This window comes from Nonomuraea sp. NPDC050022, assembly GCF_044460705.1.
In the GTDB taxonomy this organism is placed as follows: domain Bacteria; phylum Actinomycetota; class Actinomycetes; order Streptosporangiales; family Streptosporangiaceae; genus Nonomuraea.
Genome location: NZ_JBITKE010000003.1, coordinates 170,159 through 181,152, shown reverse-complemented (window position 1 = coordinate 181,152; position 10,994 = coordinate 170,159). Strand labels below are relative to the sequence as shown.

The following is a 10,994-nucleotide window of genomic DNA, read 5'->3' as shown; positions in this document are numbered from 1 at the left end:
TGACGGTCCTGACGCAGGAAGTTACGTTTCGTCGGCAGATCGGGGGCCCGAGCGTCACACAAGGAGCCAGCCCATGATCCGAAGAATGCTGACATTCTGCACGATCGCCATCGCGTTAGCCGCCGGACTCCCCGCTCCGGCCTGGGCGGTCGACGCGACCCGTACGCCGGGCTCGGCCTCCTACACCGTGAACCTCACCAGCAACGCCTCGGGCACCACCTGGACCGGCCACGAGAGCGTCAGCTTCACGAACCTGTCGGCCGATCCCCTCACCGAGGTCTACCTGCGCCTGTGGGACAACTACCACGGCAGCTGCCCGTCCACCCCGATCACGGTCACGAACGTCACCGGCGGTACGGCCGGCTCGCTGACCGTCGCCTGCACGGCGCTGAAGATCACCCTCCCCGCGCCGCTGGCCCAGGGGCAGAACGGCTCGGTCGGCTTCGACCTGAGCATCGTCGTGCCCAGCGGCGCCGACCGGTTCGGCCACGACGGCGCGTACAACTTCATCGGCAACGCCCTCCCCGTCCTGGCCGTACGCGACGGCGCCGGGTGGCACCTGGACCCCTACACCAACAACGGCGAGTCCTTCTACCAGCTCGCCAGCGACTACCGGGTCACCCTGGACCACCCCAGCTCGCTGCTCGTCCCCGCGACCGGCACCTCCGTGGACACCCCCGGCAGCTCCGGCCGGACGATCACCACCGCGACCGCGAGCCACGTCCGCGAGTTCGCCTGGGGGGCCGGCGCGTTCACCAAGACCACCGGCACGACCACCACGGGCGTCACCGTGAACGTCTACCGCGTCAGCGGCATCAGCGCCGCCAGCGCCACCTCGATGATGAACACCGCCAAGAACTCGCTCGTCGCCCACGCCGGCCGCTTCGGCGCCTACCCCTACGGCGAGGTGGACGTCGTCCTGGACAACAACTTCTGGTTCGGCGGCATGGAGTATCCGGGGTTCGTGCTCGATCTGGTCAGCTCCACCGCGCTCGCCCATGAGCTGGCCCACCAGTGGTGGTACGGCATCGTCGGCGACGACGAGTACAACACCCCGTGGCTGGACGAGTCCTTCGCCGACTACGCCACGGACCTGTACCAGGGCATCAGCGGCACCAACTGCTGGAACAGCGTCTCCTGGCAGTCGTCGGCCGAGAAGATCAGCAACTCGATGGCCTACTGGGACGCCCACTCCAGCCGCTACGGCACGGTCGTCTACACCTACGGCAAGTGCGCCCTGCACGACCTGCGCCGCCTGATCGGCACCACGGCTATGCAGACGCTCCTGCACGACTACGCCGCTTCACACTGGTACGGCATCTCCACGGTGGCCGACTTCAAGGCCGCCGCCCAGGCCGCGACGACGATCAACCTGTCGTCGTTCTGGACCACGCACCGCATCTAGGAGTCCTGCCGGGTCAGCGTGAAGTCGATCTCGAACGAGCGCTGCCAGGGGAAGGTGAAATCTTCGAGCGTCCAGTCGCGGGTCGTTCCAGGCTCCGTCGGCGCTGTAGATGCGGTCGGCGGTGTTGCCTGCGGTGCGGGCCTGTTCCTGGCTGAGGGTGCCGACCTCGATCGGCAGGTGGCCGGCCTCGGCTTCGTCAAGGGAAGACCAGCTTGATCAGGCTGAGGTCGCCGGCGGCGACGACGATGATCGCGATGAATGCGAGAGCGATGATCACCCGGAACATCTGATTGGACCGCCTCTTTCCCTCGAACTGGAGCTTGAGCTTGATGCGGGAGTGGGACATGGTGTCCTCCTTTCCTATGCTTCGACGCTAATCCACGCGGTCGGCAATGGCCACGAATTCGAAAAACGCAGTTTTAGAGGTACGCCACCCGATTTCCGCAATAAATGACCGGCCGCACGGCTTTTTCGCAAATTGATATTTCGGGCGAGTTTCCCCGACCATGCACGGTCGCAATTTGCGTCAGATTGTGAGCACCTGGAGGTAGGCGGAGTCGGCGGCGATGGGGTCTCCGCCGAGTTCGACCCAGGCGTGGAAGCGATAGGGGTCGGTGGCCGCGCCCAGACACCAGTCGAGATGCCGCAACGAGGCCGCCGCGAACAGCACGGTGGCCAGCGAGGTCTCCAGGCAGGCGGCGCGTCCCGGATAGCGCCGGGCGGCACGCCGTACGGCATGCGCGGCGGCCTCGGCCCACGCGGTGCTCATGTCACGTCTCCTGGCCACTCTGCGGATCCAGCCGACCACGGCGGCCGTGACACGGAACGGGAGCACGAGCAGGAGCACGGCCAGCACGAGGCAGCACCAGGCAAGCAGCGCCGCACCCCAACCTGGCCGGAGATCGTGATCGAGGGACGTCATCGCGTCCGCGGCCTCGCGCGAAGGGGCGGACCGGGGGCGGGTGCTTCCGCGCGCCCCGGTTCCCACGAGACCACGTCGCAGCAGGTCGTGGAGGAGGTTGACGGCGTCCTCATGGATTTGCTCCGGGGCCACGCCCGGATGCCGGGCGGAGATCTCCGCCACGCTGCGCTCAAAGTCCGCTCCCTGGGCCCAGCTCGCCCAGAGCCTGCCAGCGGTCGGGTTGAGTGCGTGCCAGTGGCCCGTGGCGGTGTTGATGAGGACGACTCCGCCGTGTTCGTAGGCCCGGTAATGGACGTGGCGGGGAATCCTGACCTTCAGCATGGGCCCGGCCGGGAGCCTCGCAGCCAGCATTCGGTCGCCACGAGCTGGGCCATCGCGCCCAGCGGCGCAGGCGCTCCGGCGAGCAGCCGGTCGAGGCAGGCACGCACGGGCCCGGGCTCGACGGCGCCGAGTGCCGCGAGCCGGGAGTCGTCGATGAGCCGGTGAAGCCGCTCCGCCGAGGCGCGGGCGCCGTGGTACTCCTCGGCGCTGTAGTCGCCCTTGGTCCGGCGCGCGAACACGCGCTCGGGCACGAGGTCGCGCAGCGCACGGGCGAGCAGAGGCTTGCCGACGGTAGGACCCACGCGCCTGTGGGCCGGCACGGCGAGGCAGGCGCGGACCACGGCGTCGTCGAGGAAGGGCGCGTGGACCCGGGTCCCGGTCAGCACAGCCCCGAGCTCACGTAGCTGGCGTTGGGCGTCAGCCGACTGCCTCAGCTCGGCCCTGGTCGCCACGTGAGCCGGCCCCAGGTCCGGATCTACCCGCTCGGCCAGTGCGGGGTCGGCCAGGCGGATGGCGAGTTCGGCCCGCATCGCCCGGGTCAGCCAGCCCAGGACCGTGCCGTCGACCGGCCACCAGGCGACGGCATCGAGCCAGGTCAGACTCCCGATACCCGGCCGACTCGGCCTCCCGGCACCATGCGAGGTCGGGCTCCCGGCATCTGGATCCAGGACGCGGCGTGCGAGCCGGATCAGAGCCTGGCGCGGGCTCGTACGCGAGACCCGCCAGGCACGGGTGGCGAGGCCGAGCGGCGAGGCATGCTTGAGAGCCGCGTTATGGGCGCAGTGCCTGGCCAGCTTGCGCAGCTCCCCCGGACGCGTGAGTTCCGCGAGGTAGGACGGGGCGGCACCGAAGAGAGCGTCTCCGCCTTCCCCGGTGACATGCATGGGCGCCGCCTCCGCGAGGCGTAGCAGGGAGCGCCGCCAGGCGAGATTGCCGCGAACGGGTTCGCCGCCGAGCGGGTAGGTCAGCTCGGCATAGGGAAGGGTGCTCTGGTCTCCTGTCACGGCGGTCAGGTCCATGCCGTGTCCGGCCAGGCTGCTCGCGTGGGCCAGGTCGGTGGTCGGGAGGTCCGGGTGGTGGTAGACGATCCCCTTGACCTGGGTGTGCCGGGCGGCGAGGAAAGCCAGCGAGGTGGAGTCGAGCCCGCCACTGAAGTCCGCGGAGATCGGCGCCGCGGAACATCTGGTCGCCACGGCCTCGGTCAGCGCGGCGCGGAGATCGGGTGCCGGGCCGGCCGTGCCGTACCGGATCGTGCTCTGTCCCACGTGGATCAGGCGGCCGCCGGGAAGGCGGCTCACGCCCTGGTACGGCGAGCGATGCTCCCACAGCGGCAACACGCTCGGGCAGGCGATCGCGACCGCGAGGGTGACCGAATCGACGGACCTCTTGTGCAGGTCGGACAGGACTCCGGGGTGCGAGGCGAGCGCGGTCCGCCCGCCGAGCCGCGAGAGGTACAGGGGAAACTGGCCGGCGAGATCGGTGTACGCGACGAGCTCGCCCTGCCTGGCCAGCACCCATGCGTACGACCCGGGCAGGCGCGTGAGCGCACCGAGATCGTCACGCTCGAGCGCGGCCGCGATCGAGCGCCGGTCGGCGAGGCAGTGACCGACGACCAGGAGCCGATCGATCTCGGTCACCTCGGAAGCGTGCCAGGCGCCGTAGGGGCGAAGAGCCGCCTCGCCCTCGGCAAGCGTGGCGATCAGGCCGGGGACGAGTGCCGGTAACTCAGGCCCAGTAATACTGGGAGTTGGCGTCCGCTGAGCCATTGCCCGAGCTTCCCTTGGTGAGCTCTCGTACGCTGCCGAAATCGAGGACCGCGGGCGGGATATATGGGGATTCCGGCTCGTCGGCGTCGGGCATGGTCCCATCCAATCGCGCTGGCGGCATTGAAGCTAATGATAGTACCGCCGCCGTATATGAGAAAGCTGTGAGGCTTTTGCTCAATTTGAGGAAATTATCGGGTCGACGAGGTCCCGAAAGCCACAATTCATGCTCGGCCCTCGCCGTCGATTCCCAGCAGAAGCGCGCCGTGCGCGGTCGCGCGGGGCGACTCGGTGGCGACGACCAACGGCCTCTCCGCCTGGGCGGCGGCCATGGCGGTCCTGCTGATCCCTTCGTTGCACGCCTTGATGGCGAGGTCCCCCGCCCGGCCGAAAACCCCGCCGAGGACGATCACGTTTGGGTTGAGCAGGTTGCACACGTTGCCGATGCTCTGGCCCAGCAGAGTCGCGGCGTCGCGCACGATGCGCCGGCAGATCGGATTTCCGGCCTCCGCCTGATCGATGAGCTGGTTGACGCTGAAAGGCCTGGTGAAGATCTTGTCCCCCAGCATGGCCTGGGCGTCACGCAGCATCGCGTCCGCGCCCACTAACGTCTCCAGGCAGCCGCGCCCGCCGCACAGGCAGAAGCGGCCGTCCGGCTGGACCATGGTGTGGCCGATCTCCCCCGCGCACCCCTTGGCTCCGCGGAAGAGCTTTCCGCCGATGATGATCCCCGCGCCCACCCCGGTGGACGCCTTGATGTAGATCAGTGTCTCCTGGTGCGGGTGGGTGTAGACGTGTTCGGCGTACGCGCCGAGATTGGCGTCGTTGTCCAGCCGTACGCGCAGGTTGGCCGGCACGCTCATGTCCTTGGCCCGGGCCAGCTGCTTCGTCAGCGCCGCGGCGGGATTCTCGCCCTCCTGCCAGGGTGGCAGCACCGGCGGCACGAGGGTCTGCTGCTGCGGATCGACCACCCTCGGGATGCCCATGCCGATGGTGGCCAGCTCGTTGGGCCCGCCGCCGACCTTGATGACCACCTTGCGGATCGCGCTCACCAGGTCGGGCAGCCAGCTTTCCCGGCCCTGCGCCGCGCCGTTCTCCAGGAACTCGGTCTCGGCCTCGTCGAAGGACTGGTGCGCCAGGCGCGCGGCGACCACCATGTGCTGGTATCCCAGCTCGACACCGACCGCGACGCCGGTGAGCGGCATGAGCCGGATGTCCTCCCTGCTGCCACGCTTCGCCGGCGCGATGATGCTGCGGCCGCGCAGCTCGTCGATCGCAGTGCTGATCGTGTTGGCCACCCGACCGGTCGGCCTTGCCAGATCTGCTCTCAGATACGACCGCGCCATGAGCGCCTTGACGATCGACAGCTGCGTTTCTTCCTTGGGACCGTGCGGCGGCTTGAGGAGATCGAGCATATTGGGCACGGGAACACCGTTCGCTGTACGGACCTACGATGTGACATATACACCACCCGGGCGGCTCGTGCGCGTCGCAACAGGATCCGGCGCTGCTGCGCCGCCTCAACTCCGCCGCCGTGCTGCGTGATGTCCACGGGCTATTGGATGCAAGCTTCTCCCCGAAGGTTCTGGCACTCAAGGGGACGGCCTGGCCTGAGTCCCGGGTACGGGTGGATCATGGCGTCCATGCCCCTCACGCCTCCAGGGCGAAGAGCATCCAGGACTGGCCCGGAGCCAGGCCGGCCAGTTCACGGCCGCACTCCTGAAGCACCTGCGGGCCCGAGGTGATGTGCTGGGTGCCGGCGTGGACGTCCCTGAACAGCCGCTGGATCAACCCGTCCCGCAGCGCCGAGGTGCCGCCCGACGCGTAGACGAACCGGGCCACCTCGGCGATCGTCGACGTGATGTGGTTGAGCGCGAGCCGCACCATGGTCTCCTGGCGTACGTCGAGGGTCCGGCCCGAGTCCAGGGTGCGTTCGATGTCGTCCCAGGTCTCGTGCACCAGGGCCTTGGCCGCACGGAACGCCGCCTCGGCGCGAGCGAAGTCGGCGTGGAAGGCATCGCTGGTGGCGATCTGGCCGGGCCGCCCGGCCCGCGCCCCGGCGTGTCGGCTCAGCTCGTCGAGCAGCCGGCGGCCGACGCCGAGCGCCCAGCCGGAATGACAGATCAGCGCCTGGTCGAGGACGCCGAGCCGGAAGATCGCGCCGCCGCGCAGCGGTTCGTTGTGCGTGAAGATGTGAGTCTGCGACTCCGGTACGAAGGCGCCGTCGATGGAGTAGTCGATGCTGCCTGTGGCGCGCAGGCCCAGGACGTCCCAGTTGCCGAGCATCTTGACGTCTTCGATCGGGGTGATGAAGATCCGGGCCTCGTCGGTGCCCTCGACGGCGCCCAGGCTGTGGGCGTACTGGGCGTGCGGCATGCCCGAGGCGAAACCCCACTGGCCGCTGAGGCGGAAACCGCCGTCTTCGCGTACGGCGGTGCCCGGCCGGGTGCCCTGGCCCGCGATGACCGGCATCCGCGGGCCCGTGAAGATCCGTGCGACGGCCTCGTCACCCAGGTAGGCGCCGGCCGTACCGTTCTCCAGGGTGGTGGCCATGACCACCCAGCCGGTCGAGGGGTCGGCGTACGACAGTTCCTCGAAGACGGCGAGCAGTTCTCTGGGGGACGACTCGGCGCCGCCGAGCGGCGTAGGCACCCATATGCCGAAAAGTCCCGCCTCATGCAGGGCATCCACGACGGGTGTGGTGAGCCTGCCCTGTGCCTCGGCGGCGGTCGCCTCACGCTCGATCAGTGGGCGCAGGTCACGGGCTCGCTCCAGCAAGGTGGGGCCGGCTGTGTGAAGGCGCAGCGTGTCGCTCATGTCCAGGTACTCCTGTTCGTGATCGTTGACGCTCTTACTCCGTCAGATCACGTCGGCAGCACATTGTCCAGAGCCGCGGCCGTTCTTCCTCCCCGTACGGATCTGGCGCGGCCAGTAGTTCTACAGAAGGCGCCCGTAGCCCGGGACGGCATGCTTTGAGGCATGCAAAACGTGAACATCTGGAGCGAAGAGTTCGGCGCCGAGACGGATGCGCCGATCCTGTTGATCATGGGTTCGATGTCGCAGGGCGTCCTGTGGCCAGACGAGTTCGTCGGCCGGCTGACCGCCGGGGGCCGCCGGGTGATCCGGTACGACCACCGCGACACCGGCATGTCGGGCACCGTCGACTTCGCGGCGGATCCGTACACATGGGATGACATCAAGAACGACGTCTACCGCGTGATGGATGACCACGGCCTGGCCAGCGCGCATCTGGTCTGCCACTCGGCGGGCGGCCTGCTCGGCCAGTTCGTCGCGGTGGAGCGGCCGGAGCGGGTGCGGTCGCTGACCGTCATCGGCTCCTCCCCGCTGGGCGGCGGCGAGGGCCAGGTGATCATGCGGGCCCTGCTGGGGCAGCCGCAGCCCGAGGGGAGCCTGCCGGAGCCGGCACCGGAGTTCACGGCCTTCTACCGTACGCTGATGGCCGCCCCGCCACCGGCCGACCGGCGCGCGCGGATCGACGGCATGATCGCCGAGCAGCGGCTGCTGCACGGCACCGGGTTGCCGTTCGACGAGGACGCGGCGCGGCGGCTGCAGGAACGGATCTACGACCGGGCCCGCGACCTGTCGGCGGTGGCCAACCACCGGCTGGCCGCCATGGCCAAGCCCGACTTCGAGCCGGCGGGCGTACTCCATCAGGTCAAGACGCCCACCCTGGTCATCGAGGGCAGCCACGAGCCGGCCAAACCGGGCCACAGCGCGATCATCGCCGAACAGATCCCAGGGGCGCGGCTGATGATCGTGGCGGGCATGGGCCACACGCTCCCGCCCGAGGTGCACGAGGAACTGGCCGCCGCCATCCTCGCGCACACGGCCGAGTGAGGCGTGTTCAGGGGGCCCGCCATCGCGCCGACGCGATCTCACCCCTCATCTGGGCGGGCTTCAAGGAATGGCCGGACATTTAGCTCAGATGATGACAAAAGTTGGGTACTTTCTTCAGATGATCTCCTACCGCCCTACCATCTCCGCCGACCTCGACCGCGTGACCGCGTGGAGCGTGACCGAGCCCGTCGGCTGGATCCCCGCCGACCGTTACCTCGCGGATCTGGCCGAGAACATGTACCGGCCGGGATGGACATGGATCGCCGAGGTTGACGACCAGGTCGTGGGACGAGCGCTGTGGTGGGGGCCGAGGGACAGCGCGCACCCGGTCGCGCTCGACTGCCTCGACGTGGACCCCGCGGTGGGTGACCGCACCGCCGTCGCCGCCGAGCTGATCAGGGCCGCGCTGGCCGGATTCCCAGAGCCGGTGCAGTACGCGATCAAGGCGGCCGGCGGCTGGCGCGCCGATCCGGCCACCTCGATGGCCGTGGAATGGCGGCGGGCGGCAGCACACGCGGCCGGCCTCACCCAGGAGGTGGAGCGGCTGCAGTTCGAGTGGGCGCCGGCCGACGGGGTGCCCCCGGCGGCCGGGACGCTGCGGTTCGCCGAGGCGTCCGATGAGGAGTTCCTGGCGGTGTTCACGAGAATCGCCGAAGGCAGCCTGGACTTCCAGACCCGAACGAGCGTGGCGGCCAAGGGCGTGGACGCGACCGCGCGCGAAGAGATGGACTTCTATCTCAGGGCGCCGGGCAAGCGGGAGTGGTGGCGGATCGCCTATACGCACCAGGGCGAGGTGGCGGGAATGGCGATACCCTCGGCGACGCCGTACAACGTGAACGTCGGATATCTGGGGGTGGTCCCGGAGCTCCGGGGGCGCGGCTACGTGGACGAAGTACTCGCCGAGATCACTCGCATCCACGCGGCCAACGGAGAGCTCCGCGTCACGGCTACCACCGACGTGGGCAACGCCCCGATGGCGGCCGCGTTCGCTCGCGCCGGATACCGCAACACGGAGATCCGGATCAACCTCTCCAACGATCTCCGGCCCTAGCCCGTCCGCTGCCGATGGCCGGCCGTCATGCCGCCTGGCCTGCCTCGGCGGCCGTCAGGGGAGTGGCGATCTCCTCCAGGCCCTTGCGTTCGGCCTTGACGCCCAGGAAGAGCTCCACCAGACCGGCCGCGATCATGATGATGGCCCCGATGGAGAAGGCCAGTGCCGTGTCGCCCGGCACGCCCGTCTCGACCAGGTGGGCGAAGACGAGCGGGCCCGCGATGCCGCCGGCCGCCGTGCCGATGGCGAAGAAGAACGCGATGGCCATCGCCCGCGTCTCCATCGGGAAGATCTCGCTGACCGTCAGATACGCCGAACTGGCTCCCGCCGAGGCCACGAACAGCACCACCGACCAGCAGGCCGTCAGCGTCACCGCGGTGAGCATCCCCTGGTTGAAGAGCCAGGCCGTGCCGAGCAGCAACAGCCCCGATCCGATGTACGTGGCGGAGATCATCGGGATCCGGCCGACCGTGTCGAAAAGCCGCCCGAGCAGCAGCGGGCCCAGGAAGTTGCCGACCGCGATGACCGCGAAGTAGTAGCCGGTATGCGTGTCGATCTTGAAGAACGTGGACAGGATCTGCGCGTACCCGAAGGTGATCGCGTTGTACAGGAACGCCTGGCCGATGAAGAGCGACAGACCGAGCACCGTCCGCTTGGGATAGAGCGCCACCATGGTGTGCGCGATCCGGACGAACCCGATGGACTTGCGCTGATGAATCGTCATCGACTGCGCCGGCTCCGGCAGGTCCCCGCCCACCTGGCGCTCGATGTCGTCGACGATCTCCTCGGCCTCCTGGCCACGGCCGTGGATGAACAGCCAGCGCGGGCTCTCCGGTACGTGGCGCCGTACGAGGAGAATGGCCAGGCCGAGCACCACGCCCAGCCCGAAGGCGACGCGCCAGCCGATGTTGACCGGCAGGTCGTTCAGCAGCGGCACGGTCAGCAGGGCGCCGCCCGCCGCCCCGAGCCAGTAGCTGCCGTTGATGATGATGTCGATCCGTCCCCGGTGGGCGCTCGGGATCAGCTCGTCGATGGCCGAGTTGATCGCCGCGTACTCCCCGCCGATGCCGAAGCCCGTCATGAACCTGAACAGGAAGAACCACCACGCGTCGAACGACAACGCGGTCATCAGGGTCGCGACCAGGTAGACGACCAGGGTGATCAGGAACAGCTTCTTCCTGCCGAACCGGTCGGTCAGCCAGCCGAAGAACAGCGCCCCCGAACAGGCGCCCGCGACATACAGAGCGGCGGCCAGGCCGGCGACCTGCGCCTGCGTGATGTCCAGGCCACTGCCGGGTTTGGCGAGCTGGGCCGAGAGGTTGCCCACGATGGTCACTTCGAGCCCGTCCAGGATCCAGACGGTGCCGAGGCCGATGACGATCATCCAGTGCCAGCGTGACCAGTGCAGCCGATCGAGTCTCGCGGGCACCTTGGTGGTGATGGTGCCAGTCTCCAGGTCGCTCATGAAGTCAACTCGCTACCCCGAGGCCGGCTCGCAAACGTGCCACGAAACTGCCGCGTGATCTTCAGCTGTCATCATCCGGTCCCATGACCCGTCCCTTACTCGCGGGCGTGTGCCTGCTGGCCGCACTCCTGGGCTGCGGCGCCACGCCCCCCGCCGTAGCGACGCGGCTGGCCGAGAACGGCTGCGCGCCCAAGATGCGGTACGTGGAG

The 10,994-nt window shown here is 68.8% G+C and carries 10 protein-coding genes; 3 read left to right on the top strand and 7 right to left on the bottom strand.

Translation table 11 applies throughout. The annotated features are described in order from the left end of the window. The first annotated feature begins 73 nt into the window (after positions 1–73). On the top strand, positions 74–1,405 hold the full coding sequence (locus ACIBO2_RS12300; protein WP_397296856.1) for a M1 family metallopeptidase: 1,332 nt from the start codon (positions 74–76) through the stop codon (positions 1,403–1,405). 196 nt (positions 1,406–1,601) lie between these two features. Here the strand turns inward: ACIBO2_RS12300 and ACIBO2_RS12295 are convergent, their stop codons facing one another. The 6 genes from ACIBO2_RS12295 to ACIBO2_RS12270 form a co-directional block, all read right to left on the bottom strand. Beyond that, positions 1,602–1,751: a hypothetical protein gene (locus ACIBO2_RS12295; RefSeq protein WP_397296853.1), complete on the bottom strand. Its 150-nt coding sequence runs from the start codon at positions 1,749–1,751 to the stop codon at positions 1,602–1,604. A 180-nt stretch (positions 1,752–1,931) separates the two neighbouring features. Then, positions 1,932–2,648: a lasso peptide biosynthesis B2 protein gene (locus ACIBO2_RS12290; protein WP_397296850.1), complete on the bottom strand. Its 717-nt coding sequence runs from the start codon at positions 2,646–2,648 to the stop codon at positions 1,932–1,934. Then, entirely contained in the window at positions 2,642–4,285 is a 1,644-nt protein-coding gene (locus tag ACIBO2_RS12285; RefSeq protein ID WP_397296848.1) for an asparagine synthase-related protein, read from the bottom strand. The genes ACIBO2_RS12290 and ACIBO2_RS12285 overlap by 7 nt, the downstream gene beginning before the upstream one ends. 88 nt (positions 4,286–4,373) lie before the next feature. Beyond that, positions 4,374–4,535: a lasso RiPP family leader peptide-containing protein gene (locus ACIBO2_RS12280; RefSeq protein WP_397296845.1), complete on the bottom strand. Its 162-nt coding sequence runs from the start codon at positions 4,533–4,535 to the stop codon at positions 4,374–4,376. Positions 4,536–4,635: 100 nt separating this feature from the next. Continuing rightward, positions 4,636–5,826, bottom strand: coding sequence for an ROK family protein (locus tag ACIBO2_RS12275; protein ID WP_397296842.1), 1,191 nt, complete (start codon positions 5,824–5,826; stop codon positions 4,636–4,638). 235 nt (positions 5,827–6,061) lie between these two features. After that, complete coding sequence (locus tag ACIBO2_RS12270; RefSeq protein WP_397296839.1) at positions 6,062–7,228, bottom strand: acyl-CoA dehydrogenase family protein; 1,167 nt, start codon at positions 7,226–7,228, stop codon at positions 6,062–6,064. A gap of 162 nt (positions 7,229–7,390) precedes the next feature. Here ACIBO2_RS12270 and ACIBO2_RS12265 point away from each other — a divergent pair, with 162 nt between their 5' ends. After that, on the top strand, positions 7,391–8,269 hold the full coding sequence (locus ACIBO2_RS12265; RefSeq protein ID WP_358544736.1) for an alpha/beta fold hydrolase: 879 nt from the start codon (positions 7,391–7,393) through the stop codon (positions 8,267–8,269). A 118-nt stretch (positions 8,270–8,387) separates the two neighbouring features. After that, positions 8,388–9,320: a GNAT family N-acetyltransferase gene (locus ACIBO2_RS12260; protein WP_358544737.1), complete on the top strand. Its 933-nt coding sequence runs from the start codon at positions 8,388–8,390 to the stop codon at positions 9,318–9,320. Between the two features lie 25 nt (positions 9,321–9,345). On the opposite strand, the gene ACIBO2_RS12255 is transcribed toward ACIBO2_RS12260, so the two are convergent. Continuing rightward, positions 9,346–10,785: an MFS transporter gene (locus tag ACIBO2_RS12255; protein ID WP_358544738.1), complete on the bottom strand. Its 1,440-nt coding sequence runs from the start codon at positions 10,783–10,785 to the stop codon at positions 9,346–9,348. Between the last annotated feature and the right edge of the window lie 209 nt (positions 10,786–10,994).